We start from the raw sequence: 26,191 nt of genomic DNA on the forward strand, positions 1-26,191 counted from the left end.
GTGACCATGAAAATCGCCCTGGACCCCACCCCGTTCCACCACAGCCACAGCCTGCTGGAATTTCCGCGCGTGGCCGCCGATCTCGGTTACAAGTACCTGCAGCTGACTCCGCATGCGGACATGATCCCGTTCTACAACCACCCCAAAGCCGATGATGAGCTTGTGGCCCAGATGAACAAGGCCTGCAAGGATGCCGGCGTCGAAATCGCATCGGTGCTTCCCGTGCTGCGCTGGTCCGGTCCGGATGAGGATGCCCGCGAAGCAGCGGTCCGCTACTGGAAGCGTGCCATCCAGATTGCCGTGGACCTGGGCGTCAGCACCATGAACACCGAATTCAGCGGCCGCCCCGAAAAAGCCGAAGAATCCGAGCGCGCCTTCTACCGCTCCATGGAAGAGCTGCTGCCCATCATCGAGCGTGAAGGCCTGGATGTCCTGATCGACCCGCACCCGGACGACTTCGTCGAAGACGGCCTCGCCGCCATCCGCGTCATCCGCGGCATCAACTCGCCGAACATCGGCATGGTCTACGTGGCCTCGCACTCGTTCCACATGGGCAACAAGCCGCTGGAGATCATGCGGGCCGCCGGGGACAAGCTCCGCCTGGTCCACGTCTCGGACACCATGGACCACCACGCCTCGCACGGCCTGCGCTACATCACCAACCCGCCCGGAAACGCCGTGCGGGTGCACCAGCACCTGAAGATCGGCGACGGCGACGTCAACTGGGACGAGTTCTTCGGCGGGCTCAAGGAAATCGGCTTCCTGGACAAGGACAACACCGTGATGGTGTCCAGTGTCTTCGCCGAAGACGACAACGCCGAGGACGTGTCCCGCTACCAGCTGGAGACGATGCGCCACTACGTCGACAAGGCCAAGTAGTGGTGGGGAAGACGGACCAAAGCAACGGAACCATGACGAATCCCGGCACAGTCCAGTCCGACGCGCCCGGCAGCACCAAGCCGAACAACCCGGCCACGCCGGCCAACCCCACCAACCCCACCAAACCGGCCAACCCGAAGAAGTTCATGCGGAAGGTGGCGCTCTTCTCCACGTTCGGCGGACTCCTGTTCGGCTACGACACCGGCGTCATCAACGGCGCCTTGCCGTTTATGCAGCGGGACCTCGGACTGACGCCGCTCACCGAAGGGCTGGTCACGTCCACGCTCCTGTTCGGCGCTGCCTTCGGCGCCATCAGCGCAGGCCGGCTCTCGGACCGCTTCGGCCGGCGCAAGACCATCATGGGACTGGCCCTGATCTTCGTTGTGGCCACCATCGCCTGCACCCTCTCACCAAGCACGGAACTGCTCATCGCGGCGCGCACCCTGCTGGGCCTGGCCGTGGGCGGCGCCTCCGTGATTGTCCCCGTATACCTCGCCGAAATGTCCCCGGCGGCCCAACGCGGCCGCATCGTCACCCAAAACGAGCTGATGATCGTCACCGGCCAGTTCCTCGCCTTCACCTTCAATGCGGTGCTCGGCAACGCCTTCCCCGAGGAAACGCACGTGTGGCGCTGGATGCTGGTCATCGCCACGCTCCCGGCAGTCATCCTGTGGTTCGGGATGCTGGTCCTGCCGGAGAGCCCCCGCTGGCTGGCGTCGGCCGGCCGTTTCGGGGCCGTCCTTGAGGTGCTGCGGTCCACCCGTGCCGCCGGCGACGTCTCGGAGGAGTTCGATGAGGTACGGCAGGCAGCCCGCGAGGACTACCAGGCCAGGATGGGCACGTTCAAGGACCTCACCGTTCCGTGGATCCGCAGGATCTTCGTGGTGGGCCTGGGCATGGCCATCATCAACCAGATCAGCGGCGTCAACGCCATCATGTACTACGGGACGTCCATCCTGTCCTCGTCCGGGTTCGGCGACCAGGGCGCCCTGATCGCCAACGTCCTCAACGGCGTCACGTCCGTGGCGGCTGTGATCGTCGGCATGTATCTGATGACGCGGGTGCCCCGCAAGCCCATGCTGATCGTGGGACTGTGCGGGACAGCCACTTCCCTGACGGCCATCGCGCTCGTCTCCATGCTCCTGCCGGAGAGCACGTTGCGCGGCTACCTTGTGCTGCTGTTCATGGTGACGTTCCTGGCGTCCATGCAGGGCTGCATCGGCACCGTCACGTGGCTGACCATGTCCGAGATCTTCCCCATGCACGTCCGCGGCATCGCGATGGGCATCTGCGTCTTTGTGCTGTGGATGATCAACTTCCTGATCGGGTTCTTCTTCCCGCAGATGGTCTCCTGGATCGGGGTTTCGGCGACGTTCTTCATCTTCGTGGCACTGCAGCTGGGTGCCATTGTCTGGGTCAAGCGCGTCGTTCCGGAGACAAAGGACAAATCCCTGGAGGAGCTCGAGCACCTGTTCAAGCAGCGCTCAGGCGTGTCCGTCTAAGGGACGCAAAAACCAAGGTGACACGAGAACGCCCGACGCCGGCCCGGCGTCGGGCGTTTCTGCGTCCCCTTTTGGGGGACTTCTAGAGTGCGATCACCGCTCTCTCCAGCGAACTGCGGCGGGCCGCATCCAGCACCTCCAGCGTCCGGATTCCTTCCGCCGCCGGTACGGGTTCAGGGCCGTCGCCGCGGACCGCGCGGGCGAACTCGGTATAGAAGCCGGCATAGTTCCCCTGCGCCGAGGCAATGGCCTCGCGGCCGTACTTCGTGGACAGGGTGCCCCAGTTTTCGGCCGCGTCGATGCCCCACGTTGCCGGGTCCTCTACCGGACGGCGGCCCGACATCAGGGCGTCGGCCTGAACGTCGGCGCCGGAGGCGATGTAGCTGCCCCTGCTGCCGTAGGCCCGCAGCTCCCGGGTGGTGGAATGGTTGAGTTTGCTGGCGGACACCGTGGAGACGGTTCCCGACGCATGGGTCATGGTGACAACAAAGCCGCAGTCCGTCCGTTCGCCGAAACGGTCCGTCCAGTCCAGTGTCGCGTGCACGTGGCTCGCCGGTCCCAGCAGCCACAGCATCTGGTCAACCAGGTGGCTGCCCAGGTCCCGCAGGAGGCCGCCACTGGCACCAAGTTCAAGGCTGTCGGCGTTGTCCTGGTCCATGGTCGAATGCACCCGCCACATCTCACCCAGTTCCCCTGAGGCCAGCACGTTGGCGAGCGTGAGGATATCCGCGTCGCGGCGCCGGTTGTGGTAGACGTTCAGGACAACGCCAGCCCGCGTGGCGGCCTCGGCGAGTTCCCGCGCAGCCTCCGCCGTGGGGGCAAAGGGCTTGTCGGCCACAACGTGCACGCCCGCTGCGATGGCTTCGATAACCAGGTCACGGCGGGTGTGCGGCGGCGTGGTGATGGTCACCGCGTCCACGCCGGCGTCGAGCAGACCGGCAAGACTCCCATAAACAGGCAGCCCCGGGAAGTCCGCTTCTGCCTGAGCCCTTTTCGCTTCCGAACGGGCCACAATGCCCACCAGTTCGACTCCCTCGGCCGCCTCGATGAACGGGGCATGGAAGTACCTGCCGCCTGCTCCGTATCCCACAATGCCAATACGCATGTTTCGCTTCCTTCTGTCTTAGGGCCGGCCTCGGGGGACAGCAAGGGGGCGACGCATGTGCGCCGCCCCCTTGCTGTCTGTCACAGGCCTTTGCTGACTGGTTGGCTGACTACTAGGCCGTCAGGTTCAGCGAAGACCTGAGCGCAGCGTCAGCATCCCGCAGCACCTTGGCCGCCACCTGGAGGCCCTCGATCCGGCCCAAGGACGTGTCCTCGTGCTCGATGTTGACCAGCATCTCCGGGTCTACTTCGTGCAGGGCGCGGAGAAACTCCGTCCAGTAGGCGGTGTTATGCCCGCGGCCCAGGGCCACAAAGTCCCAGGCAGAGTTCTTGGGCCACTCGTTGGCCCACTCGTCGCCGCCGAGGTTGGTGCGGTTTTCCTCCGGCGCGAGCCGGCGGAAGCTGTTGTCCAGCACGCCGTAGAGCGCAGCGTTTTCGGTGTTGACGCGGACGTCTTTCGCCGCTGCCTGGAAGACGAGCGGCCCGAGTTCGCGCACCACGGCGACCGGATCCATCTGCTGCCAGAACAGGTGGGAGGCATCCAGTTCGACGCCGACATGCGTTGCCTTGGTCAGCTCGATCAGCTTGCGGACGTCGGCAGTGTTGAAGACGAGGTTCTGCGGGTGCAGTTCGAGGGCCACCTTGACGTCGTGGTCAGCCGCCAGGCGGTCGGTTTCCTTCCAGAATTCCGCAGCCACGCCCCACTGGTAGTCCAAGACGTCCAGTGCTGCGGAGTTCCAGGCGTTGACCACCCAGTTGACGGTGGTGGCTCCGGGCTCTCCGCCCGGCAGGCCGGACATGGTGACCACCCGGTCCTGGCCGAGGCGGCTGGCCAGCCGGATGGAGCGGCGGATGTCCTCGGCGTGCTTCTCGCCGATCTCACGGTTGGGGTGCAGCGGGTTGCCGTTGCAGTTAAGGCCCGCGATGGAAACCCCGGTGCCCTCGAAGATCGCCAGGTAGTCATCGCGGGCGGCGTCGCTTTCCAGGATCTGGTCCATGGTGGGGACGTGCACCGCGGGGAGGAACCCGCCGGTGTTGATCTCGATGCCGGTGAGGCCGAGCTCGGCGATGACCTTCAGTGCTTCGGGAAGCGGCCGGTCGTGCAGGACCGCGTTGTAGACGCCGAGCCTCATAGCGTGATCTTCTTTCCGTTGTTCAGGGCGGACTCGGTGACTGCGCCGAGCAGTTCCATGTTGCGCACGCCTTCGTCGAAGGTGGCGCAGCGGGGGAGGGACTCTTCCTCGCTGAGGCCGGCGACCTCTTCGAGGAACGCGCGAGCCTGGTAGCCGAACGCGTCGTTCTGGCCGAAGCCGACTTCGGGGGCGTCCATGGCCAGGCCGCCGGCGATGTAGGGGTGGCCCGGGCCGAGGATGACCTGGCGGTACCCGTTCTCGTTGCCGGAGCCGTCGTTGAGGAACAGCTGGATTTCGGCGGGGCGGCGCTGGTCAAACTTGGCGGCACCGTTCTCGCAGAACACCTCGAACTGGAGGCTGTTGGCGTGGCCGGCTGCAACCCGCGAGACTTCAAAGCTGCCGGCGCCCGTGCCGAACTCGGCATTAAATGCTGCGTAGTCGTCGTTCTCGACGGCTTCGAAGGTATCGCTGACGGCAACGTGGTCGTGGCCCATCACGGCCGCGAGCGGCAGGGGCCGCTTGTCGATCACGGTGCTGAGGCTGCCGCCCGTGACCGACTTGATGTCGCCGCAGAGGAACTCGGAGATGTACGTCAGGTGGCTTCCCACATCGGCCAGCGCACCGGATCCGGGGCCGCCCTTGTAGCGCCAGCTCATGGGAGCGGCGGGGCTGAAGCCGTAGTCGGTCCAGTAGCGGCCGCTGAAGTGCAGGACGTTGCCGAGCACGCCGTTGCGGATCAGGTCCCGGATGTACGCGATGCCGGGGGTACGGCGGAAGGTGAAGCCAATGCGGGCGATCGTGCCGCCGGCCTCAGCCACGCGGGCTACCTCGGCCATGGCGCGTGCGTCTGCCAGGGAGTCGCTCAGCGGCTTCTCGCACAAAACGTGCTTGCCGGCAGCGAGCAGGCCTTCCACGACTTCGCGGTGGAGCGAGTTGGCGATGACCACGCTGACGACGTCGATGTCATCGGCTTCGGCGATTGCCTGCCAGGACGTGTCGTTGCGCTCGTATCCGAAACGGCGGGCGGCCAATGAACCGAATTCGGCGTTGACATCGCCGATCGAGACCAGGCGCACCGGGGGAAGTACCGGGCTGTAGAGGGCAGACGCGGTGCGGTATGCAGCAGCGTGGGCCTTGCCGGCCATGCCTGCACCGATGACGGCGACGCCTAGGCTTTCAGCCATTGATTTCTCCTTTGAAATTCAGCCGTGGCGGGAAGCTCCAACGGCATTTTGTAGCGCTACAATTTAGTGCGTTGGAACTGAGCGTATCCATGTATGTATGTCCTGTCAATCACCTGCGGATATCCTCAAGGGCAGACACGAAAGGCACCCCGAATGACGTTGCATAGCCCCAAGACCCGACGCCCGACGATCTATGACGTGGCGAAGCAGGCGGGCGTCTCGCCGTCGTTGGTTTCACTCGTACTGCAGAATCCGGCACGGGTGAGCGACAAGCGCCGGGAAGCTGTCCAAGCGGCAATTTTGGACCTCGGGTACCGCCCCAGCCGTGCCGCCACCACGCTCGCCAGCAGCCGGACGAAGAGCATCGGGCTGGTGATCGACGACTACCGGAACCTGTGGTTCGTCGATCTGCTGCGGGGGATGGAATCTGCGCTGACCGAACATGGCTACCAGGTGATGCTGGCTGATTCCCGCCCCGGGGAGAACCGCATCCAGGAAGCTGCCGACGGTTTGCTTGCCATGCACGTTGACGGACTGGTGATAGCGGCAGAGCCAAGCGCGTCAATGCTGGCCGGGGCGGGGGTTCCGACGGTAGTGGCGGGGTGGCGCGCTGGCGTGCCGGCCGGCGCGGACCTGATCACCAACGACGACGACGGCGGCGGCGGTATGGCGGCCAGCCACCTTCTGGGGCTCGGCCACACGCGGATAGGCCACCTTTCCGGCTCCGGCGGTGCCGCAGCACACCGGCGCGCCGGCTTCCAAGCCCGGCTCCAGGAGTCCGGCGTCGAACCCCGGATTGCGGGGGAGCAGGGCGGCACGTCCGAGGAAGATGGCTACGCCTCGACGTGCTGGCTGCTGGACCACTTTCCGGACACCACCGCCATCTTCGCCGCCAACGACACCATGGCGTTGGGTGCCTTGGGCGCCATCAAGGCGCGCGGGCTTGCGGTCCCGGCGGACATCTCGGTGATCGGCTACGACAATTCAACCCTGGCCAAGTCGCGGTATCTGGAGCTGACCTCGGTGGACAACCGAAGTGACGTGGTGGGCGTGGATGTGGCAAAGGCGCTGCTGGCGCGCATTCACGACTCCTCGGTTGGCCCGCAACGCAGGCTGATCGAGCCCGCCCTGGTTGTCCGCGGAACCACGGCGCGACCGGCACTTTAGGCGGCCACAGCAAGCTCCCCACGTCAAAACATCCTAATGTCAGGACAAACTATTGACATTCGTGAGTTGAATCACCATGATCGAGGTAGACAGTGCTCCGGCGGTTGCAGAGTGGCAGCCCGGAACCTGAGATCAAAGGAGATTAACGTGGCTAATTTTTCTTGGCGCAAGGCGGCTCTCGTTGCGGCAGTTGTGCCGATGATGGCGCTGAGCGCCTGCTCAAGCACCGGCGGCAAGCCCGCCGATACCGGCAATGCCGGCGGCGGACAGGTCGCCACAACGGATCGGATCAAGATTGCCTTGATCGCCCATGCCCCCGCCGGTGACACATTCTGGGACACCGTCCGCAAAGGCGCCGAGGAGGCTGCGGCGAAGGACAACGTCGAGCTGCTGTACACCTCCGATCCCGAAGCCGGCAGGCAGGCCCAGCTGATCGAGCAGGCCGTGGATCAGAAGGTGGACGGCATCGCCGTGACCCTGGCCACGCCTGAGGCTTTGAAGGGTGCGCTGAAGAAGGCCGCTGATGCGGGCATTCCGATTGTCAGCTTCAACGCCGGCGAATCGGCCTCCGCGCAGCTCGGAGCGTTCACCCACTTCGGTTCCAACGAGCAGCTCGCTGGCCAGGCCGTAGGCACAAGGCTCGCAGAGGGTGGATACAAGCACCCGGTCTGTGTGATCCAGGCGCAGGGACACGTGGGCCTCGAAGCCCGCTGTGCCGGTGTGAAGGCCAAGGTGCCCGGGACGGAAATTTTGTACGTCAACGGCGCCGACATGACGTCCGTTGAATCAACGGCAACCGCCAAGCTGCAGGCCTCAAAAGACGCTGACGTGATCATCGGCCTCGGTGCCCCGATCACGCTGACCCTCCTGAAGTCCGTTTCCACCGCCGGCAGCGCCGCCAAGGTTGCCAGCTTCGACCTGAACAAGGAACTGGCCCAAAAGGTCTCCGACGGCAGCGTGCTGTTCACCGTTGACCAGCAGCCGTGGCTGCAGGGCTACAGCGCCGTGGATGCGCTGTGGCAGAACAAGCGCGGCGGATTCAAGATCGGCGGCGGCCAGTCGGTCCTGACCGGCCCGGCAATCATCGACAAGTCCAACGCGGCCGAAGTCCTGAAGTTCGCCGAACAGGGTATCCGCTAAACAGCCCGCTGGCCGGGCCGGCCAACGCCGGCCCGGCAGCAAGGAGAATCATCATGACCATGACCCAGCCCAAGCTCAAATTACCGGCGATTGATGAACGCGTCGCCAAGCGCAGCCCGTTGCAGAAGCTCCTCAGCCGGCCCGAGGTCGGTGCCCTCGTGGGCGCAATCGTCCTTTTCGTCTTCTTCGCGTTTGTTTCCCCGACGTTTACCCAGCCCAACGCCCTGGCCACCATCCTGTACGGCAGCTCCACGATCGGGATCATGGCAGTGGGGGTGTCCCTGCTGATGATCGGCGGGGAGTTCGACCTTTCCACCGGCGTCGCCGTGATCTCGTCGGCGCTGACAGCGTCGATGTTCAGCTGGTACTTCAGCACAAATGTCTGGGTCGGCGTTGTCCTGGCGCTGCTGGTCTCCTTGGCCATCGGCTTCATCAACGGCTGGATCCTGATGAAGACCAAGCTGCCCAGCTTCATCGTCACCCTGGCCACCTTCCTGATGCTGACCGGCCTGAACCTTGGCCTGACCCGCTTGATCGGCGGCTCCGTGTCATCGCCGTCCATTTCTGTCATGGACGGCTTCGACTCCGCCCGCGCAGTGTTTGCCTCCTCCGTCACCATCGGCGGCATCGACGTCAAAATCACGGTCTTCATCTGGATCGCCCTCGTCGCCGTGGCCACCTGGGTGCTCATGCGGACCCGTGTGGGCAACTGGATCTTCGCCGTCGGCGGGGACGAGAACGCTGCCCGCGCCGTAGGCGTCCCGGTCAAGGGCACCAAAATCGGACTCTTTATGGGAGTGGGTTTCTGCGGCTGGATCCTGGGCATGCACAACCTCTTCGCCTTCGATACCGTGCAGTCCGGTGAAGGCGTGGGCAATGAGTTCCTCTACATCATCGCCGCGGTCATCGGCGGCTGCCTCCTCACCGGCGGCTACGGCTCGGCCATCGGCGGCGCGATCGGCGCGTTCATCTTCGGCATGGCCAACAAGGGCATCGTCTACGCGCAGTGGAACCCGGACTGGTTCAAGTTCTTCCTGGGCCTGATGCTGCTGCTGGCCACGATCGTCAACCTCATCGTCAAACGCCGCGCGGAACTCAAGTAAGGGGCCGGAGAAATGAATGCCAACGAAATCGACCAGCAAACGCTGCTCCAGAACGAAAAAGATCCCCTCACCCACACGCCCGTGCACCTGCTCTCCCTCGAGGGAGTAGGCAAGCATTACGGCAACATCATCGCCTTGTCCGACGTGACGATGGCCGTGGACAACGGCCGCGTCACCTGCGTGCTGGGCGACAACGGTGCCGGTAAGTCCACGCTGATCAAGATCATCGCCGGCCTGCACCAGCACGACGCCGGAGTCCTGAACATCATGGGCGAGGAACGGAAGTTCACCTCGCCCCGTGACGCGCTCGACGCCGGCATCGCCACGGTCTACCAGGACCTCGCGGTTGTCCCGCTGATGCCGATCTGGCGGAACTTCTTCCTCGGTTCCGAGCTGACCAGCGGCTTTGGCCCGTTCAAGAGCCTGGACGTCGAGAAGATGAAAGCCATCACGCTCAAGGAACTCGCCGAGATGGGCATCGACCTGCGCGATGTGGAGCAGCCCATCGGACAGCTCTCCGGCGGTGAACGCCAGTGTGTGGCGATCGCCCGGGCCGTGTACTTCGGCGCCAAGGTCCTGATCCTGGACGAGCCGACGGCGGCCCTCGGCGTCAAGCAGTCCGGCGTGGTGCTGCGCTACATCCTGCAGGCCCGCGACCGCGGCCTCGGGGTCATCTTCATCACCCACAACCCGCACCACGCCTTCCCCGTCGGGGACCGGTTCCTGCTGCTCAAGCGCGGCAAGTCGATCGGTTACTACGACAAGAAGGACATCTCCCTCGACGAGCTCACCGCCCAGATGGCCGGCGGCGCCGAACTCGCCGAACTGGCGCACGAGCTCGAACAGCTCGGCGGCCACAGCGAAGCCCTGAAGGAAGTCAAAGCCGAAGTGGCCGACGTCGCTGACGCCGTCCAGGCAGGCGCCCCAAGACACGCCTAGCCGCGCCGGCCCGAAGGGGCCCTCCGGCGGACTGCCGGCGGGCCCCAGCCTTGCCATGGGGCAGCCATCAAAACGACGTGCAGAATCACGATGGACAGGACAGGACCAACATGCCGATCCGGGTAGGCGTCATCGGCGCCGGAATCATGGGCGCCGACCACATCAGGAACCTCTCCACCACTATCGGCGGCGCGGAAGTCACCTTTGTGGCAGACCTCGACGCCGGCCGTGCCGCGGCCGCTGCACCTCCGGCCGCCCGCATCACCACCGATCCCTCCGAGCTGATCCACTCCAAGGAGGTGGACGCCGTCGTGGTTGCCTCCCACGACTCCACCCACGCCGGGCTGGTGCTTGAGTGCTTCGAGGCGATGACCCCGGTGTTGTGCGAAAAGCCGCTGGCACCCACACTCCTGGAAAGCCTCGAGGTGGTAGCGGCGGACGCCGACATTGTGGCCGCCACCGGCGCATCCCTGCTCTCACTTGGCTTTATGCGGCGCTTCGACCCCGGCTACGTGGCCCTGCGCCAATCCGTGCAGGACCGGAGCCAAGGTGAGCCCCTGATGGTGCACTGCACCAGCCGCAACGCAGCTGCGGGCCCCGGCACCACCTCGGAATCGGCCATCACGAACTCGGCCATCCATGAGCTGGACATCATCCCTTGGCTGCTGGACTCGCGCATCGTGGAGGTGTCATGGCAGGCCGGGCGGAGCTCACGCCATGCCGACGGCGGCCTGCAGGACCCCGCCTTTATGATGCTCCGCACCGCCGACGGGACGGTGACCACGCTGGAGCTGTTCCTGAACGCCCGGTACGGCTACACCACGCGCTGCGAGGTTGTCTCAGAACGTGGCACCACCGGCCTGAACGATTCCGCACTGCTGGGCGTCCAGCAGGCGGGCCTCAGCCAGACGGCGATACCCGCAGACTGGCGCCCGCGCTTCGCCGACGCGTACCGCCTGCAGCTGCAGGCCTGGATCTCGGCATTGGCACAGGGGGAACAACCACCCTTGGCCGGGGCGCAGGACGGCCTCAACGCCTCGCTCGTGGCCCAGGCCATGATCCAGTCCCTGCACAGCGACGGCGCCTACACGAAAGTGAGCTACTCGTGAGCTTTTCCGCCCTGCCGGTCTCCCGCGTGCCCGGTCCGCGGGATGCCCCCGTGCTGCGTTGGGGCATCATGGGACCGGGCTGGATCGCCGAACGCTTCACGGAATCCGTCCAGGCGCACACGGACCAGGTGATCGCCGCCGTCGGGTCCCGTTCGCTGAGCCGGTCCAAGGCATTCGCGGACGCTTTCGACGTGCCCGCGGCCTACGGCAGCTACGAGGAGCTGGCAGCCGCCCCGGACATCGACATCGTCTACGTCTGCACGCCACACAACTTCCACCACCAGGCCGCGGTGCTCGCCCTCGACGCCGGCAAACACGTTCTGGTCGAGAAGCCGATCGGCCTCAACGCGGCGCAGGCCCGGGACATCGCCAAACGGGCTGAAGCCGCCGGGGTGTTCGCCGCCGAGGCCATGTGGAGTTTCTTCCTGCCCAAGTTCGACGTGATCCGGCAGATCCTCGACGCCGGGACCCTGGGCACCGTGACCACGGTTTTTGCCGAGTACGGCGAACACTTCGAACGCGGCCACAGGATCTTCGATCCCTGGCTGGCCGGCGGCCCGCTGCTGGACCTCGGCACGTACCCGCTGGCCCTGGTCACCGAGGTCCTGGGCCCGCCGGAAGAGCTGCACGCCATCGGCCAGCCCCACGAGTCCGGGGTCAACGCCCAGCTGTCCGCCATCATGCGGTTCGCCGGCGGCGCGCAGGCCGTGGTGAACACCCACCTGCATAACTTCACGCCCACTGCGGCCACGATCGTCGGTTCGAAGGCCACGCTGACCATCGACGGTCCCTTCAACATGCCCGGCGGCTTCGAGGTCCGCTTCCCGGACGGGGCCCGGGTGTGCCATGAGGAACCGCCCGGCGGCCACTTCGAGGGACTGCACTACGAAGCGGCGGCCGTGGCCCGTGCCGTGGCCGCCGGGCAGACACAGGCCGGCCAGCGGACGCTGGCAGCATCCATCCGCACCTTGGACGTGGCCGACGAGATCCGCCGCCAGCTGGGAGTCGTGTTCCCGGGCGAAGAAACGTTGGCGGACGAGGACGCGGCACGGCTCTGATTCATTTTTGTTTTTGACGATCGAAAGGACGGGCCAATGGCCTACATCGAACAGCACTCCGCAGGACTCTCCGCACCCGTGAAGGTCGGGCTCATCGGCTCCGGCTGGATGGGGGCGTTCCACGCCGAAAGCATCGCCCGCCGCGTCCCCGGCGCCATCCTGGCGGCCATCGCCGACCCCAACGTGGAATCCGCGCAGGCCCTGGCCCAATCGCTGGGCACCGCAAAGGTCACTGCCGACGCCGCGGACATCCTGGCCGATCCCGAGATCGACGCCGTGGTCATCGCGAGCCCGGCCCGCTTCCACTCGTCACTGATCACCCAGGCCGCCGCCGCGGGGAAGCACGTCTTCTGCGAGAAGCCCGCGGGCCAGGGCCTGGAAGAGCTTGACGCCGCGCTTGCCGCCGTCGAAAAAGCCGGGGTGCATTTCCAGATCGGCTTCAACCGGCGCTACGCGGATGACTTCCAGTCCGCCAAGAAAGACCTTGCGGCCGGTATCGCCGGGCAGCCGCAGCTCCTGCGCTCACTGACCCGCGATCCCGGCAACGGCAGCATCCCGAATGCGGCCAGGGTCCCCGCATGGACGGTCTTCCTGGAAACGCTGATTCACGACTTCGACACCCTGAACTGGTTCAACGAAGGCGCCGAGCCGGTGGAGGTCTATGCCGTGGCCGACGCCCTCGTGGAACCGGAGCTGCGCGATCAGGGCTTCCTGGACACCGCGGTGGTGACCATCCGCTACAACAACGGCGCCATCGCCGTGGCGGAAGCAAACTTCAGTGCCCTCTATGGCTACGACATCCGCGGAGAGGTTTTCGGCTCGAAGGGCATGGTCCAGGCCGGCCGTGCCACCGAGACGGCGGCCCGGCGTTACACGGCGGAGGGACTGTCCGCGGACACCCCGCGCCTCAACGTGGAACTCTTCCGGCAGGCCTACACGGACGAACTCGCCGATTTCGCCGCCACGGTTCGTGCGCAGCGGGACGGAACCCCGCCGCCGTCGGGCGCTTTCACCCTCACCCCCGGCGCCGCAGACGCCCGCCGCGCGCTGGCCATGGCGCTGGCGTGCATCGAATCGGTCAAGCAGGGCGGTCCGGTGGCTGTGGCTGCTGCCCCGGTGGCGCTTCGTGACGACGCCCGGGCGGGCGTCTGATGCGGCTGGCCGTCTGCGCGGAAATGGTCTTCACGGACCTGCCGTTTGTGGAACGGGTGCAGCGGATCCACGACGCCGGATTCGACGTCGAGATGTGGGACTCCAGGGGCAAGGACCTGGCCGCGCTCAAGGCCACCGGCGCGGTGTTCTCCTCCATGACCGGGTACACCTCCGGAAGCCTGGTGGACCCCGACACGGCCGACGACGTGGTGCGGACGGCCGAGTCACTGATTCCCACGGCCCTGGAGCTCGGCGTCAGCCGCATGGTGGTGCACTCCGCTGAGCTCATCGATGGCCAGGCGGCCCGCCCCCTCTACCGGTCCACCGGCCGCATGTGGAGCACCGGGGCGCGGACCCTGGAACGACTCGGCAACTTGGGGGAGAAGTACGGCGTGACGTTCTGCCTGGAGAACCTCAACACGATCCTGGACCACCCCGGCATCCCGCTCGCCCGCGCCAAGGACACCCTGGCGCTCGTGGAAGCAGCCGGGCACCCCAACGTGAAGCTCATGCTGGACCTGTACCACGCACAACTGGGCGAGGGGAACCTCATCGAGCTTGTGCGGACCGCCCTGCCGCACATCGGCGAAGTCCAGGTTGCCGACGTACCGGGCCGCTGCGAACCCGGAACCGGGGAGATCAATTACCGGGCCGTGGCCAGGGCGCTCGCGGAAGCAGGCTACGAGGGGACTGTGGGTATGGAAGCCTGGGCCAGCGGTGACGACGAGGAAGCCCTAGCGGCCTTCCGGGCGGCGTTCACCGTGCAGGACGCCACGGTGCAGGACGCCAGCGTCCGGATCGCCTCGGCATAGGCGTGCCGTTCAGGGGTGAGGGGCGGCGGTGCTGCCCCTCACTTCCAGCGTCGGCACCAACAGCTCGTCTGGGGGCAGCGTACTGCCTGGCTCCAGCCGTGCGATCAGGAGTTCGGCCGCCCGTTGCCCGGCGGCGAAACTGGCCGTGTCCACGGAAGTCAGGCTGATCCGGCGCAACCGCGCCAGCGGGGTGTTGTCGTAGCCGGCCACCGAAAGATCGGCAGGCACGGCGAGCCCGCATTCCTCGGCAGCCGAGAGGACCCCCAGCGCCGCCATGTCGTTGACAGCGAATACCGCTGTGGGCCGGTCGCCACCTGACAGCAGCTCGAGTGCGGCACGGTGGCCGCCCTCTTCGCTCAGGTCTCCCGGCACGGTCCGGATGAACTCCGCCAGGCCGGCGGCCCTCATCTCAGCCTCATACCCCCGACGGCGGGCAATCCCGACTGCGGTGGCCGGTGCCCCCACATGGGCGATGCGGCGGTGCCCCAGCGCCATCAGATGGGCCACCGCGAGGCGCGCCCCGGCGTCGTCGTTGTTGGTCACGACGGTGACGTTGGCACCCGGGCCGGTGGGCGCTCCCAGCGCGATGGTTGGCACCTGCAAGGCTGCTGCCGTCAGGCCGGGGCTCTCCGGCATGGTCCCCACGAGCACCAGGGCCTCGATGTTCATCTCCAGCAGCTTCTTCAGCAGGGATTCGCCGCTGCGGCTGTCCAGGCGGAAGTCGCCCATCAGCATCTGCAGGCCGCGCTCGTTGAGGGTGCTGTTGAGCCCTTCCACCGCGCTGACGAACCAGGGGTTCCGCATGTCGTTGAGTACCACGCCCACGGTGCGGCTCCGCGATTCGCCGAGGGCCCGGGCGGCCGCGTTCGGCCGGTAGCCGAGTTCCAGGACAGCATGCTCGACGGCGGTGCGCTTGGCCGCGCTGACGTAGCCCGTACCACGCAGCACGAGGGACACCACCGACTTGGACACACCCGCGGCGGCGGCCACGTCCAGGATGGTGGCCGCGCGTTTGCGTTCGTGGGCAGTCACAGCGTCCTCCAGTTTGTTAGTACAAAGTCTTGACTCCGTTTGCGGATTCACCTACTCTAGCAAGACAATGATGGAACGTTCCAACATTGTTTGTCTGCCCGGATTCCGGGACCGCTACTGCATGCGAGGGAACTATGAAGGACGTCATTCTCGGTCTGGTCGGAGTGGGGCGCATCGGCGTGATGCACGCGAACAATATCGCCGCGCTCAACGGAGTTCTCAACCCGGAGGGCGTCAACGTCAGGCTCCTGCTCACCGACGTCGCCGAGGACCACGCCAAGGGCATTGCTGCCGGCCTCGGTGCCGGCTTCCTGCCCTCGGTGGAGGACCTCATCGCCGCCGGCGTGGACGGACTGGTCATCGCCACCGGAACCGGCACCCACCCCGACCTGATCAAGGCCGGCGTGGACGCCGGAATCCCTGTCTTCTGCGAAAAACCCGTGGCCATGAACGTGGCTGACGCCCTGCCCGTGCTGGACTACATCCGCGACAACAACGGCGTGGTGCAGATCGGCCACCAGCGCCGCTTTGACCACGGCTACCTCGAAGCCAAGCGTGCCTATCAGGCGGGCGAGCTGGGTTGGATCCACTCCCTGCGCGCCGTCACCTGCGACATGGCGCCGCCGCCCGTGGAGTTCCTCGCCAGTTCCGGCGGCCTGTTCCGCGACTGCTCCGTCCACGACTTCGACATCCTCCGCTGGCTGACCGGCCGCGAGATCGTGGAGGTCTACGCCAAGGGCTCCAACAACGGCGACCCGGCCATCGGCGCCGTGGGGGACGTGGATACGGCGCTGGCACTGATCACGTTCGACGACGGTACGGTCGGTACCGTCTCAGCCACCCGCTACAACGGGGCCGGCCACGACGTCCGCCTGGAAATCCAGGGTTCCAGCCGTTCGCTGATGGTTGGGCTCGATGAGCAAACGGCCATGGTGTCGGCCGAAGCCGGGATCGATTTCCCCGCCGGTGAGCCCCACCGGACCTTCGCAGAGCGCTTCGACCAGGCCTACCGGTCAGAAATGGCCGCGTTTGTGGAGCTGATCCTGGGCCGCCGGGAGAATCCCTGCACCCCGGAGGACGCCGTGGCCGCCTCCCGCGTGGCGGACGCCGCCCAGGAATCACTGGCAACGGGCGTCCCGGTCAGGGTGGCCATCAGCGTCGCCAGGTGAGCGTACCGCTGCCATGAAAAATGCCCCTCCGGAATCCGTTCCGGAGGGGCATTTTTCTTGATCTCTACGCGCCGAACGGCAGCCGGGGATCGATGTCCTGGCCGTCCCAGCTTTGCCGGACCCAGCCGTGGTGCGGGTCGTCGCTGATGAGCCATTCACGGACGGGACCGGGGCCGGCCATCACGTTGAGGTAGTACAGGTCGTAGCCCGGGGCCGCCATGGCGGGGCCGTGCCAACCGTAGGGGACCAGCACAACGTCCCCGGTGCGGACCTCGGCCGCCACGTCGATGGGACGCTCATCCGAGGCGTAGACGCGCTGGTAGCCGATGGCGTCGGCGTCGGCGGGTGCCCCGGAACCGGCGGCCACCTGCGTCTCGAAGTAATAGATCTCCTCGAGGTTCGTTTCGCCGTCCTTTTCCTCATCGTGCTTGTGCGGCGGGTAGGAGGACCAGTTTCCGGCGGGGGTGAGGACTTCGCACACGATGAAACGGTCAGCTTCGAGAGCCGCAGGCGTGCCGAAGTTGTGGACCTGGCGGGAGCAGTTGCCTGCCCCGCGCAGTTCCACGGGTGTCTCTGCCGCCGTGACCAGGCGCGTGGGGTAGGAGGCCTTGGCCGGAGCCGTGGCGACCGCCACCCGACCGCCGTCGGACGAGCTGATGGTGACGGTCCGGCCCGTGCCCGAGTACAGCACGTCGCTGGGGCCGTGGAACACGGACGCCCGGCCCGCCAGGACATAGTCTTCACCGTCCACAGAGACGGTGAAGGAGCCGTTGAGCGGGACCACAATGCGTTCCTCGTCCGCTGCGGGGAGCACGACGGCGGCACCTGCAGTTAAGGTGGCCACCTTCAGGCCCGTATGGGCCCAGCCGTCCACGGTCCGGGTTGAATCGGAGGTTCCGAGCGAGATGTCCCAGCCGCCGTCGGCGGCGCTGCCCAGGGGGTAGACCCAGTTAGTCATAGATATTCCTTGCGCTATCGCTGTACGAGTGTCATTTCAAAGCTGTACGAATCCGCCCGGTACACGTGGTGTCCGGTTTCCACCCGGCGGCCGGCGTCGTCCGTTGCGGTGCGCTCCATGGTGACCAGGGCGGAATTGACCTCGGCCTCCAGCAGGCGGGCCTGGTAGTCGTTGGCGATCATCGCGCCGATCCGTTGCGAGGCCAGGCGGAAGTTCACACCGCCGCGGCGGAGAATGGCGTAAAGCCCCTCAGCGGCCAGCATGGCTTCGTCCATGGTGGCGATGTCGTCCCGGACCCAGTTCTCCATCAGGGCCAGGGGCTTGCCGCCCACTTTGCGCAGGCGGGTGAAGTGGTACACCTTGGAGCCGGCCGGCAGTTCGAGGGTGGCGAGCGTCGCAGCGTCGGCCTCCATGTGGGAGAAGGTCAGCACCTGGGTGGTGGGCTTCTTGCCGTTGTTGGAGAGGTCATCAAACAGGCTGGAGAGCTCCAGGGGGCGGCGGACCTGGCTGGAGACCACCTGGGTGCCCACGCCGCGCTTGCGGACCAGCAGCCCCGAGCGGACCAGCTCGTCCATGGCTTTGCGCATGGTGGGCCGGGAGAGGTTCAGCTGGGCCGCGAGATCGATTTCGTTTTCCAGCCGGCTGCCGGGTTCCAGGATTCCGCTGTGGATGGCGGCCTCGATGCCCTGTACCACCTGGTGGTACAGGGGTACGGGCGAGGAGCGGTCGATGATGAGACCAAGTTGATTCGCCACTGGATATTCCTCGTTCCATGCCGGAAGCTGGTGCCCGCCCGAGGCCCGGGAGAGAATCCATGTCCTACTATGTTCGCTTGATAGGACATACTGCCTTTGTTGATAATATCAGCCGAACTTTGGCGGTCAAGGCTACGGCCCGCTTTGGCATGGAAATGACCTGAGAGGCCGCTTTAGCGGGCGGTGAAGCTGGCGGGGGTCCCGGTCCGTACGGCGGCTTCTGTAATGTGGATGGCACCCGGAGTACGGGGCAAGACTAAAGGTGGGAAGCACGATGGGCCGCAGGACACTTGTTGACGACCTTGTCGACGGCCTGCTCGAAGACATCCTGGACGGCAAACTGCAGCCCCATGTAGCCTTACCGCCCGAAGCCGACATCGCCAAAGCCTACGACGTCAGCCGCCTCACGGTGCGCGAGGCACTCAAGGCCCTGCGGGCACAGAACATCCTCTACGTTAAAGCCGGCCGCGGGACCTTCGTCAACCCGACCGACAACTGGACCGGCCTGGACGCGATCTTCAAGGCCGCTTCGCACGACAACGGGGCGGAGCAGGTCGCAGTGGGGTTGATCGAGATGCGGCGCATGGTGGAAACCGGGGCGGCTGCGCTCGCGGCCAAACGCCATACACCCGAGCATGCGCAGCAGATGCGCGAGTGCATTGCGGACATGCAGCGCTTCCATGATTCCGGCGACCTCGATGGCTTCGTGGCGGCAGACATCGCCTTCCACGACGCAGTGTTGAAGGCTTCCGGCAATCCATTTGTCCGGGCGCTGTTCGCGCAGCTGGGTCAGCTCCTTTACGTAAAACGGCGTGAAACGTCCGCCGTCGAAGAGATCCAACTGCACGCCATTGAGTACCACCAAAAGGTCATGGAAAGCATCCTCAGTGGCGAGGCCGAGCTGGCCCGCCGCACCATGGACGAGCATATGGACCAGACATACCGGGACTACGAACGCTACGTGCACCACGCAGCATCCTGACGTTGCAGCCCGCACCAAGCAGGTCTTGACGTAATCCGCATCACTAATCTATGCTTTTTCTCAGTTGTTCGATCAGATGTCTGACATCTGACTCAATCGCATTGATCCCGTTCCCCTTTTGGACTGGGCCTCCCAAGATATCCGCACGGATTCCCGCCACCACCGCCGGTGCCGGACTCCGTTAGACAGAAGGTCGAAGATGACTTCACTCTCCTTAAAATCCGCAGGGCTCGGCGAGCTTGGCGAGCGCACGCTCCGCAAGGTCCGCCGCCGGGTTATGCCACTGATCGTCCTGCTCTATTTCGTTGCCTACCTTGACCGCAACAACGTGGGCTTCGCCAAGCTCACCATGAGCGAGGACATCGGCCTGAATGCCGCAGCTTACGGGCTCGGCGCCGGCATCTTCTTCCTCGGCTATGCGCTCCTCGAGGTGCCCAGCAACGCTGGCATGTACCGGTTCGGCGCACGCAAGTGGCTGGCGCGGATCCTTATTACGTGGGGCATCTTCGCCACGGCCATGTGCCTGGTGAACGGTGAAACCACCTACTACATCATCCGTTTCCTGTTGGGGGCGGCAGAGGCTGGATTCTTCCCGGCCATCCTTTTCTACCTGACGCTGTGGTTCCCCGCCGCTCAGCGCGTCACGGTACTGGGCATCTTCATCCTCGCCCAGCCCATCTCCAACGCCCTCGGCGCCCCGGTCTCCGGACTGCTGCTCCAGATGGACGGCGTCATGGGCCTGCAGGGCTGGCAGTGGCTGTACATCATCGAAGGTATCCCGGCCATCATCCTGGGCTTGCTTACCCCCATCCTCATGACCGACCGCCCGCGGGATGCCAAGTGGCTCAACCCGGACGAGCGCGAATGGCTTGCCACCACCATGGACAAGGAGTTGGCCGTCAAGTCCAGTTCCGGCAGCCACAACTTCCTATCCGGCCTCAAGGACAAGCGCACCCTGACCTACTCGGCCCTGTACTTCGGCCTGGTCTGCGGCATCTACGGACTGGGTCTCTGGATGCCCACCATCGTCGCCGCTTTGGGCAAGTTCTCCACCGCCCAGGTCGGGTTCATCGTCCTCATTCCCTACTCCGTGGCTGCAGTCTTTGTGTACTTCTGGAGCAGGCGTGCGGACAAGACCGGAAAGCGGGCCTGGCACAGTGCGGTCAGCATGGTCCTTGCCGGCATGGGCCTCCTTGCTGCAGGCTACATGCTCCCGGTCAACCCCATACTGGCCCTCATTGCCCTGACCGCCGCGGCCATGGGTATCTACGGCGCCATCGCGCCGTTCCTGTCCATGCCGTCCGCGGCGCTCACCGGGGCAGCTGCTGCTTCCGGCCTCGCCCTGATCAACTCACTGGGTAACCTCGGCGGTTTCGTGGCCCCGTACGCTGTCGGCCTGCTGAACGACGCCACGGGCAACAACCAGAGCGGCCTGCTGTTCCTGTCCTTCTGCCTCTGCGTCACGGCGGTTGCCACCTACCTTTATGCACGCAAGCGCCCCGAAGGCGATGCCGCGCTGGATCCCGCAGTTGCCGCGGCTGCCGCTGTGGCCCCTGATTCCACGCACCCCGCCAAAATCTCCTGATCTCGAAACCCCTGAAGGAAAACCTCATGACTACCAGCAACTTCCCTTCCGAACGCACCGTTGTCCTGACCGGCGCCGCGTCGGCCCGCGGCATCGGCCGCGCCGCCGCTGACCGGATGGCCAGCGAGGGATGGTCAATCGCCATCCTGGACATCAATGCGGAGGACGCCAAGGCCGCCGCCGCGGAGATCGGCTCCAACCGTGCCGTCAAGGCCATTGGCGTTGGAGCCGACGTGTCCGACGAGGCGTCCGTTGACCGGGCCATCACCGAGATCGAAGACGCGCTTCCCCCGATTGTTGCGCTCGCCAACCTCGCCGGGATCAGCTCCCCGACGACGTTCATGGAAACCACCGTGGCGGAGTGGGACAACGTCTTCGCCATCAACATGCGCGGTACCTTCATCGTTTCCCAGCGGGTCCTCAAGGGCATGATCGAGCGAAAGCTCGGGCGCATCGTGAGCATCTCGTCCATCTCCGCCCAGCGCGGCGGCGGAACGTTCTCGAAGGTTGCCTACAGCGCTACCAAAGCCGGAATCCTCGGGTTTACCCGCGCCCTGGCCCGCGAAGTCGGCGAGTTCGGCATCACGGTCAATGCGATTGCCCCCGGCCCGATCGACACCGACATCATGGGTGGAACCCTCACCGATGAGCGCAAAGCGCAGCTGTCCGAGGGCATCATGATGGGCCGCGTGGGCACCCGCGAGGAAGTGGCAGCCTTGATCGCCTTCCTGTTGGGCCAGGACTCGGGCTATATCACCGCCGCCACCTACGACATCAACGGCGGCCTCCAGGTTTCCTGACCGGGAACCGGACCAGGCACGGGCACCCCCTCCGGTTTTCCGGCGGGGGTGCCCTCGTGCCAGTGCAGTGCAGTGATGTGCAGTGCCGTGCCGGAGCCTCGGCCGAAGTCTAGGCTGGCACTATGAACCCCTCCGGCGGCCTGGTGCCCAGCCCTCGGACCCTTGAGGTTGAGAGCCTGGACGCGTTCGACCGGCTGGTCGCCGCCGGCGCGGTGGCCATGCACGGCTGGCACGCCCAGTCCCTGGACCTGCGCGGCCGCAAGGCAGCACTTGAGGCGCTGGACGTGGAAGGTGCCATTTTCCTGGGCTGCACCTTCGACCAGGGCGTTGAAGACGGGCTTCGCCGCCGCGGCGCACTGATCTTCCCCAGGTTGCAGGGTGTGCCGTTCGATCCCTACCGGGCCCGGCTCTACACGCCGCAGGAACTTTACGCCGGCCTGGAAAACTCACCGTATGAGGAGCTGCCTGACGCCCTGGTGTACCAGTGGAGCATCCGCCCGGGGCAACGCAACCGGCTGGACGCCACACTGGCCTCGGCGCTGCATGACCACGCCATCGGCGACGCCTTGGACGGGTTCACTCACTCGGACCCCTACGCCGGCCGCATCACCGTGGGCGTGATGGGCGGGCATGCCGCCCTGCGGGGAACCCCGGACTTCGCTCAGGCAGCCGAGCTGGGCAGGCTCCTTGCGCAGAGCGGGCGGATCGTTGCAACCGGCGGCGGCCCGGGTGCCATGGAAGCGGCAAACCTCGGCGCCTATCTGAGCCGCGTTCCGCACGCGGAGTTCACGGCGGCACTCGCCGGCTTTGGAGCCGTCCCCGGCTTCCGCCCCTCGGTGTCCGCGTGGGCACGCGAGGCGGCCGCCGTCGTCGAACGCCAACCCGGCGGAACGCCGTCCCTAGGGATCCCCACCTGGTTCTACGGGCATGAGCCGCCGAACTACTTTGCCACCCACATCGCCAAGTACTTCGCCAACGCCATCCGGGAGGCGATCCTGCTGGAACTGTGCGACGGCGGCATCGTCTTCCTGCCGGGAGCGGCCGGTACCGTGCAGGAAATTTTCCAGGACGCCTGCGAGAACTACTACAGCGCCCGCGAAGCCGTGACACCGATGGTGTTGGTGGGGCGGCAGCACTGGGAGCACGAGTATCCCGCGTGGCCCATGCTCCGGCGGCTCGCTGCCGGACGGGCCATGGAGGACCGGATCTTCCTGGTGGACAGTGTGGACGAGGCGCTAGCGGTGCTGGGCGGCTGACTATTCCGGCGTCCGGCCGTTGCTAACCCACCACGGTGCCGAAGGCGAGGCCCAGCACATAGGTTACGGCGGCGGCGCCCAGGCCGATGCCCAGCTGGCGGAGCCCGCGCGTCAGCGGCGACGTCCCGGACAGCAGGCCCACGATTCCGCCGGTGGCCAGCAGCGCCAGCCCCACCAGTACCGCTGCCACCACCAGGGCGGCCAACCCGGTCAGGCCGAACAGGAACGGCAGGATGGGGACCACGGCGCCGGACGCGAAAAAGCAGAAGCTGGACAGCGCCGCCCCCCACGCGGTGCCCACGGCCTCGTGCTGGTCCTCAGTCTCCGGCACCTCGGGCTGGAGCGACAGGCTGGGATCGCAGTCGCAGCTCAGCCGCCCCATGCGTTCGGCCACGCGGTGTGCGGCCGCTTCGTGGGACATTCCGCGCGCCAGGTAGACGAGCATCAGTTCGTTGTGTTCGATGTCCAGTTTCGGGGCGGCCGCGAGGGTGATCTGGGTGGGACGCGTGGCCGCCAGGAGCTCGCGCTGGGACCGCACGGAGACAAACTCGCCCGCGGCCATGGACATGGCACCGGCGAGGAGCCCTGCCACACCGCTGAGCAGCACCACCCCGCTCGCCACTCCGGAAGCGGCCATGCCCACCACTAGTGAGAGGTTGCTGACCAAGCCATCGTTGGCGCCAAAAACGGCGGCACGGAACGTCCCGGCGAGCCGGTTGCGGCCACGGGTTGCCAGGCCTCGGACAACTTCCTCATGGATCTGTTCATCCGCTGCCATGGCATCCGTGGCGTTGGGATCCAAGGCGTAGGGGGAGCGGCCTTCAGCGCGCTGGGCGAGGGCCAGGACGAAAACGGAGCCGAAGTGGCGGGCCAGGAAGCCCAGGAATTGGCTGCGGAGGGACGCCGGCCGGGACTTTTGGGCGTGGTCGCCGAGGAGGTGCAGCCAGTGGGCCTCGTGCCGCCCCTCGGCTTCGGCGAGGGCCAGCAGGATGGCACGTTCTTCGCCGTCGCGGTTTTGGGCGAGATCGCGGTAGACGGCGGCCTCTGCCCGTTCGTCCGCGAGGTACTGGCGCCACCGGCGGATGTCGGCCGGCGTAGGCTGCGGCGCGGATGGATGGGGTTCCGCGGGCCGGGCTTGGCTGGGATTGGGGTGCTGAGACACGCAAGGCTCCTGTGCTGGATGGGCATGGTTCGGCCCCATTGCAACGCCCAGCTTACCGCGGAATTCCGCGGATTTTCGGCTGGCTGCCCTCAGTGCGGAGTTTCGGTTTCCCTCAAAATTCCGCGGTCTGCCGCGTGTGCCCGGACGGGTTGCGCCGGCTCTTGACCGGGCCCACCGGCGGTGCTGTGATGAAGGAGTGGCGTCCGCCTGCGCCCACCGGCGGCGCCCATCAACAAAGCACGTCAGGCGAACAAACGGAGGTCGAATCATGAGCACCACCGGACAGCACCCGGACATGCCGCACCTGGAATCTGTTGAATCGGATCCCGCTTACGACTACGCCGAGGACGTCCCCGTCAGCGTGGACGACTGGGACGCCGAGGACGAATTCCTGGACGCCGAAGAGGTGGTGGTTCCCACGCCCCCGGTGGCAGTCGACGCCGAGGAGCGCGTGGTTCCACTCGATGAGGACGAGTTCCGCGGAACCGAATAGAACGAACGACGGCGGCACTCCGGTTCGCGGGGAAGCGAAGGGGAGTGCCGCCGTCGTACTTAACTCAGTGAAGCTGCGGGCTCAGTGGCCGCCGGTGATCGAGCCTGTTATCTCCGGTGATCGAGCCTGTCGAGATTAGTGGCTCGAGTGGCTGGCGACCGGGTGGGCCTCCATGGGCAGCTCTTCGGTGACTGCTCCTGCGACCCGCTTCTCCCAGGCCTCGCGGACCTCGGGGTCCGTGGGAGGCGTGAGCAGCGAGATCACGATGTACGAAACCAGCGAGGCGCCGAGGCCCCAGTAGATGGGTTCGTTGGCGTAGACGCCGTCAACGCTGGGGATGACCCCTGCGGCGTACATGATCAGCAGTGCCAGGGTAAGGACCGAGCCAACGGCCATGGACCAGGCGGCTGCAATGCCAGTGCCGCGCTTCCAGACCAGGCCGCCGAGGATGGCCACCAGCAGGCCGCCCACCAGGATGTCGTAGGCGATGGTCAGTGCCACCACGACGTCCTGTGCCGCCATGGAGATCAGCACAGCCACGATGCCCAGGCCCAGGACCCAGTAACGGTTGGCCTTGACGTCGTGCTCGGGGTTTTCGGTGTCGTCGGTGTTGATCGTCTTGCCGAACCAGCTGGCCACGAACGGCACCACGTCGGCGCGGGCCACCGTGGCGGCGGCGATGAGGGCGCCGGAGGCGGTGGACATCATGGCGGCGACTGCGGCGGCCATGACCAGGCCGCCGATGCCGATCGGCAGGATCTGGGTGGCGACCTCGGCGTAGACAACGTCCTTGCCGAGGTTGGCGACGTCGATGTCGGGTAGGGCCACGCGGGCGGCCAGGCCGATCAGGGCGCCGGCGACGCCGTACAGGATGCAGTAGACGCCGGCCGTTGCGCCGCCCCAGCGCGCCACGGTGGGGGTCTTGGCGGTAAAGACGCGCTGCCAGATGTCCTGGCCGATGAGCAGGCCGAGGGTGTAGACCACGAAGTACGTGATGATGGTCTGCATCCCGATGCCATCGAGCTGGAAGAAGCTGGCGTCAACGCGGCTGCGGATGCCGTCGAAGCCGCCGGCGGCGTTGAGCGTGAACGGCAGCATCAGGGCGAAGATGCCCACGGTCTTGATGATGAACTGCACCTGGTCGGCCAGGGTGATGGACCACATGCCGCCGATGGTCGAGTAGACCAGGACGATGGCGCCGCCGACTGCGATGGCGAGCCAGCGCTCCCAGTCGAACAGGACAACGAAGATGGTGGCGTAGGCGCCGGTGGAGGTGGCGCAGAGCATCAGGGTGTAGGCCAGCATCACGATGCCGGAGGTCTGGGTGGCGCGCTGGCCGTAGCGCAGGCTGAGCATCTGGGAGACCGTGTAGATCTTCAGCCGCTGGATGGTGCCGGCGAAGAGCAGGCTCAGGAGGAGCACACCCGCGCCGATGGCGACCACCAGCCACATGCCGGAGATGCCGAACTTGTAGCCCAGGCCGACGCCGCCGACGGTGGAGGCACCTCCCAGGACGACGGCGGCCATGGTGCCGGTGTAGAGCAGGGGGCCGAGGCGGCGGCCGGCAACCAGGAAGTCGCTGTTGTTCTTGGTGCGGGACTTGCCCCACCAGCCGAAGGCCAGCATGGCGATGAGGTACACCACCACGATGGCGATGTTGACGAAGTTAGCGTCCATTTGGGGCTCCTTGGAGCTGATCTGCAGTGTTTCTGGAATC

The 26,191-nt window shown here is 66.1% G+C and carries 24 protein-coding genes; 16 read left to right on the forward strand and 8 right to left on the reverse strand.

The window, feature by feature from the left end:
- The first annotated feature begins 6 nt into the window (after positions 1-6).
- Together NIBR502772_RS06775 and NIBR502772_RS06780 are read left to right on the forward strand one after the other, a co-directional pair.
- On the forward strand, positions 7-879 hold the full coding sequence (locus tag NIBR502772_RS06775; protein ID WP_141139591.1) for a sugar phosphate isomerase/epimerase: 873 nt from the start codon (positions 7-9) through the stop codon (positions 877-879).
- Between the two features lie 32 nt (positions 880-911).
- The gene (locus tag NIBR502772_RS06780) at positions 912-2,381 is read left to right on the forward strand and encodes a sugar porter family MFS transporter (RefSeq protein ID WP_141139592.1); all 1,470 of its coding nucleotides are present in this window, start codon (positions 912-914) and stop codon (positions 2,379-2,381) included.
- Positions 2,382-2,463: 82 nt separating this feature from the next.
- On the opposite strand, the gene NIBR502772_RS06785 is transcribed toward NIBR502772_RS06780, so the two are convergent.
- The 3 genes from NIBR502772_RS06785 to NIBR502772_RS06795 form a co-directional block, all read right to left on the reverse strand.
- Positions 2,464-3,486 carry a Gfo/Idh/MocA family oxidoreductase gene (locus tag NIBR502772_RS06785; protein ID WP_141139593.1) on the reverse strand — a complete coding sequence of 341 codons (1,023 nt, stop codon included), beginning with the start codon at positions 3,484-3,486 and terminating at the stop codon, positions 2,464-2,466.
- Between the two features lie 112 nt (positions 3,487-3,598).
- Positions 3,599-4,618 (reverse strand): sugar phosphate isomerase/epimerase, encoded by a 1,020-nt coding sequence (locus NIBR502772_RS06790; RefSeq protein ID WP_141139594.1) that lies wholly within the window; start codon positions 4,616-4,618, stop codon positions 3,599-3,601.
- The gene (locus NIBR502772_RS06795; RefSeq protein ID WP_141139595.1) at positions 4,615-5,802 is read right to left on the reverse strand and encodes a Gfo/Idh/MocA family protein; all 1,188 of its coding nucleotides are present in this window, start codon (positions 5,800-5,802) and stop codon (positions 4,615-4,617) included. Before NIBR502772_RS06795 ends, NIBR502772_RS06790 begins: the two co-directional genes overlap by 4 nt.
- 153 nt (positions 5,803-5,955) lie before the next feature.
- Between NIBR502772_RS06795 and NIBR502772_RS06800 the strand changes: the two genes are divergently transcribed.
- The 8 genes from NIBR502772_RS06800 (at position 5,956) to NIBR502772_RS06835 (ending at position 14,282) form a co-directional block, all read left to right on the forward strand.
- A complete protein-coding gene (locus NIBR502772_RS06800; protein ID WP_141139596.1) occupies positions 5,956-6,969 on the forward strand; it encodes a LacI family DNA-binding transcriptional regulator in 1,014 nt (337 codons plus the stop codon).
- 147 nt (positions 6,970-7,116) lie between these two features.
- A complete protein-coding gene (locus tag NIBR502772_RS06805; RefSeq protein WP_246848715.1) occupies positions 7,117-8,109 on the forward strand; it encodes a substrate-binding domain-containing protein in 993 nt (330 codons plus the stop codon).
- A gap of 53 nt (positions 8,110-8,162) precedes the next feature.
- A complete protein-coding gene (locus NIBR502772_RS06810; RefSeq protein ID WP_141139598.1) occupies positions 8,163-9,212 on the forward strand; it encodes an ABC transporter permease in 1,050 nt (349 codons plus the stop codon).
- 12 nt (positions 9,213-9,224) lie between these two features.
- A complete protein-coding gene (locus NIBR502772_RS06815) occupies positions 9,225-10,151 on the forward strand; it encodes an ATP-binding cassette domain-containing protein (protein WP_141139599.1) in 927 nt (308 codons plus the stop codon).
- Between the two features lie 110 nt (positions 10,152-10,261).
- Positions 10,262-11,260, forward strand: coding sequence for a Gfo/Idh/MocA family oxidoreductase (locus NIBR502772_RS06820; RefSeq protein WP_141141968.1), 999 nt, complete (start codon positions 10,262-10,264; stop codon positions 11,258-11,260).
- Positions 11,257-12,318, forward strand: a complete 1,062-nt coding sequence (locus NIBR502772_RS06825) for a Gfo/Idh/MocA family protein (protein WP_141139600.1) — start codon at positions 11,257-11,259, stop codon at positions 12,316-12,318. Before NIBR502772_RS06820 ends, NIBR502772_RS06825 begins: the two co-directional genes overlap by 4 nt.
- A gap of 36 nt (positions 12,319-12,354) precedes the next feature.
- Positions 12,355-13,470: a Gfo/Idh/MocA family oxidoreductase gene (locus tag NIBR502772_RS06830; protein WP_141139601.1), complete on the forward strand. Its 1,116-nt coding sequence runs from the start codon at positions 12,355-12,357 to the stop codon at positions 13,468-13,470.
- The gene (locus NIBR502772_RS06835) at positions 13,470-14,282 is read left to right on the forward strand and encodes a TIM barrel protein (protein WP_141139602.1); all 813 of its coding nucleotides are present in this window, start codon (positions 13,470-13,472) and stop codon (positions 14,280-14,282) included. Before NIBR502772_RS06830 ends, NIBR502772_RS06835 begins: the two co-directional genes overlap by 1 nt.
- Before the next feature lie 9 nt (positions 14,283-14,291).
- Here the strand turns inward: NIBR502772_RS06835 and NIBR502772_RS06840 are convergent, their stop codons facing one another.
- Positions 14,292-15,314, reverse strand: coding sequence for a LacI family DNA-binding transcriptional regulator (locus tag NIBR502772_RS06840; protein WP_141139603.1), 1,023 nt, complete (start codon positions 15,312-15,314; stop codon positions 14,292-14,294).
- A gap of 134 nt (positions 15,315-15,448) precedes the next feature.
- On the opposite strand from NIBR502772_RS06840, the gene NIBR502772_RS06845 reads away from it, so the two are divergent.
- Positions 15,449-16,483, forward strand: coding sequence for a Gfo/Idh/MocA family oxidoreductase (locus NIBR502772_RS06845; RefSeq protein ID WP_141139604.1), 1,035 nt, complete (start codon positions 15,449-15,451; stop codon positions 16,481-16,483).
- Between the two features lie 64 nt (positions 16,484-16,547).
- Here the strand turns inward: NIBR502772_RS06845 and iolB are convergent, their stop codons facing one another.
- Positions 16,548-17,441 carry a 5-deoxy-glucuronate isomerase gene (iolB, locus tag NIBR502772_RS06850; protein WP_141139605.1) on the reverse strand — a complete coding sequence of 298 codons (894 nt, stop codon included), beginning with the start codon at positions 17,439-17,441 and terminating at the stop codon, positions 16,548-16,550.
- 14 nt (positions 17,442-17,455) lie between these two features.
- On the reverse strand, positions 17,456-18,196 hold the full coding sequence (locus NIBR502772_RS06855) for a GntR family transcriptional regulator (protein WP_141139606.1): 741 nt from the start codon (positions 18,194-18,196) through the stop codon (positions 17,456-17,458).
- A 274-nt stretch (positions 18,197-18,470) separates the two neighbouring features.
- Between NIBR502772_RS06855 and NIBR502772_RS06860 the strand changes: the two genes are divergently transcribed.
- From NIBR502772_RS06860 to NIBR502772_RS06875, 4 genes are all read left to right on the forward strand, one after another.
- A complete protein-coding gene (locus tag NIBR502772_RS06860) occupies positions 18,471-19,178 on the forward strand; it encodes a FadR/GntR family transcriptional regulator (RefSeq protein WP_141139607.1) in 708 nt (235 codons plus the stop codon).
- Positions 19,179-19,377: 199 nt separating this feature from the next.
- Positions 19,378-20,763 carry an MFS transporter gene (locus NIBR502772_RS06865; protein WP_141139608.1) on the forward strand — a complete coding sequence of 462 codons (1,386 nt, stop codon included), beginning with the start codon at positions 19,378-19,380 and terminating at the stop codon, positions 20,761-20,763.
- A gap of 26 nt (positions 20,764-20,789) precedes the next feature.
- Positions 20,790-21,563 (forward strand): SDR family NAD(P)-dependent oxidoreductase, encoded by a 774-nt coding sequence (locus tag NIBR502772_RS06870; RefSeq protein WP_058929921.1) that lies wholly within the window; start codon positions 20,790-20,792, stop codon positions 21,561-21,563.
- Positions 21,564-21,685: 122 nt separating this feature from the next.
- The gene (locus tag NIBR502772_RS06875; protein WP_141139609.1) at positions 21,686-22,819 is read left to right on the forward strand and encodes an LOG family protein; all 1,134 of its coding nucleotides are present in this window, start codon (positions 21,686-21,688) and stop codon (positions 22,817-22,819) included.
- Between the two features lie 22 nt (positions 22,820-22,841).
- On the opposite strand, the gene NIBR502772_RS06880 is transcribed toward NIBR502772_RS06875, so the two are convergent.
- Positions 22,842-23,981, reverse strand: coding sequence for a VIT1/CCC1 family protein (locus NIBR502772_RS06880; protein WP_141139610.1), 1,140 nt, complete (start codon positions 23,979-23,981; stop codon positions 22,842-22,844).
- Positions 23,982-24,249: 268 nt separating this feature from the next.
- Here NIBR502772_RS06880 and NIBR502772_RS06885 point away from each other — a divergent pair, with 268 nt between their 5' ends.
- Entirely contained in the window at positions 24,250-24,474 is a 225-nt protein-coding gene (locus NIBR502772_RS06885; RefSeq protein ID WP_141139611.1) for a hypothetical protein, read from the forward strand.
- Positions 24,475-24,609: 135 nt separating this feature from the next.
- Here the strand turns inward: NIBR502772_RS06885 and NIBR502772_RS06890 are convergent, their stop codons facing one another.
- Entirely contained in the window at positions 24,610-26,151 is a 1,542-nt protein-coding gene (locus NIBR502772_RS06890; RefSeq protein ID WP_141139612.1) for a sodium:solute symporter, read from the reverse strand.
- Between the last annotated feature and the right edge of the window lie 40 nt (positions 26,152-26,191).

Origin of the sequence: Pseudarthrobacter sp. NIBRBAC000502772 (assembly GCF_006517235.1) — a bacterium.
Taxonomy (GTDB): Bacteria; Actinomycetota; Actinomycetes; order Actinomycetales; family Micrococcaceae; genus Arthrobacter.

Coding starts and splice junctions, on each gene's coding strand:
- NIBR502772_RS06865 (WP_141139608.1), top strand. CDS start 19,378: ATGACTTCACTCTCCTTAAAATCCGCAGGGCTCGGCGAGCTTGGCGAG.
- NIBR502772_RS06820 (WP_141141968.1), top strand. CDS start 10,262: ATGCCGATCCGGGTAGGCGTCATCGGCGCCGGAATCATGGGCGCCGAC.
- NIBR502772_RS06875 (WP_141139609.1), top strand. CDS start 21,686: ATGAACCCCTCCGGCGGCCTGGTGCCCAGCCCTCGGACCCTTGAGGTT.
- NIBR502772_RS06830 (WP_141139601.1), top strand. CDS start 12,355: ATGGCCTACATCGAACAGCACTCCGCAGGACTCTCCGCACCCGTGAAG.
- NIBR502772_RS06870 (WP_058929921.1), top strand. CDS start 20,790: ATGACTACCAGCAACTTCCCTTCCGAACGCACCGTTGTCCTGACCGGC.
- NIBR502772_RS06785 (WP_141139593.1), bottom strand. CDS start 3,486: ATGCGTATTGGCATTGTGGGATACGGAGCAGGCGGCAGGTACTTCCAT.
- NIBR502772_RS06790 (WP_141139594.1), bottom strand. CDS start 4,618: ATGAGGCTCGGCGTCTACAACGCGGTCCTGCACGACCGGCCGCTTCCC.
- NIBR502772_RS06845 (WP_141139604.1), top strand. CDS start 15,449: ATGAAGGACGTCATTCTCGGTCTGGTCGGAGTGGGGCGCATCGGCGTG.
- NIBR502772_RS06860 (WP_141139607.1), top strand. CDS start 18,471: ATGGGCCGCAGGACACTTGTTGACGACCTTGTCGACGGCCTGCTCGAA.
- NIBR502772_RS06815 (WP_141139599.1), top strand. CDS start 9,225: ATGAATGCCAACGAAATCGACCAGCAAACGCTGCTCCAGAACGAAAAA.
- NIBR502772_RS06800 (WP_141139596.1), top strand. CDS start 5,956: ATGACGTTGCATAGCCCCAAGACCCGACGCCCGACGATCTATGACGTG.
- NIBR502772_RS06795 (WP_141139595.1), bottom strand. CDS start 5,802: ATGGCTGAAAGCCTAGGCGTCGCCGTCATCGGTGCAGGCATGGCCGGC.
- iolB (WP_141139605.1), bottom strand. CDS start 17,441: ATGACTAACTGGGTCTACCCCCTGGGCAGCGCCGCCGACGGCGGCTGG.
- NIBR502772_RS06890 (WP_141139612.1), bottom strand. CDS start 26,151: ATGGACGCTAACTTCGTCAACATCGCCATCGTGGTGGTGTACCTCATC.
- NIBR502772_RS06775 (WP_141139591.1), top strand. CDS start 7: ATGAAAATCGCCCTGGACCCCACCCCGTTCCACCACAGCCACAGCCTG.
- NIBR502772_RS06810 (WP_141139598.1), top strand. CDS start 8,163: ATGACCATGACCCAGCCCAAGCTCAAATTACCGGCGATTGATGAACGC.
- NIBR502772_RS06780 (WP_141139592.1), top strand. CDS start 912: ATGACGAATCCCGGCACAGTCCAGTCCGACGCGCCCGGCAGCACCAAG.
- NIBR502772_RS06885 (WP_141139611.1), top strand. CDS start 24,250: ATGAGCACCACCGGACAGCACCCGGACATGCCGCACCTGGAATCTGTT.
- NIBR502772_RS06835 (WP_141139602.1), top strand. CDS start 13,470: ATGCGGCTGGCCGTCTGCGCGGAAATGGTCTTCACGGACCTGCCGTTT.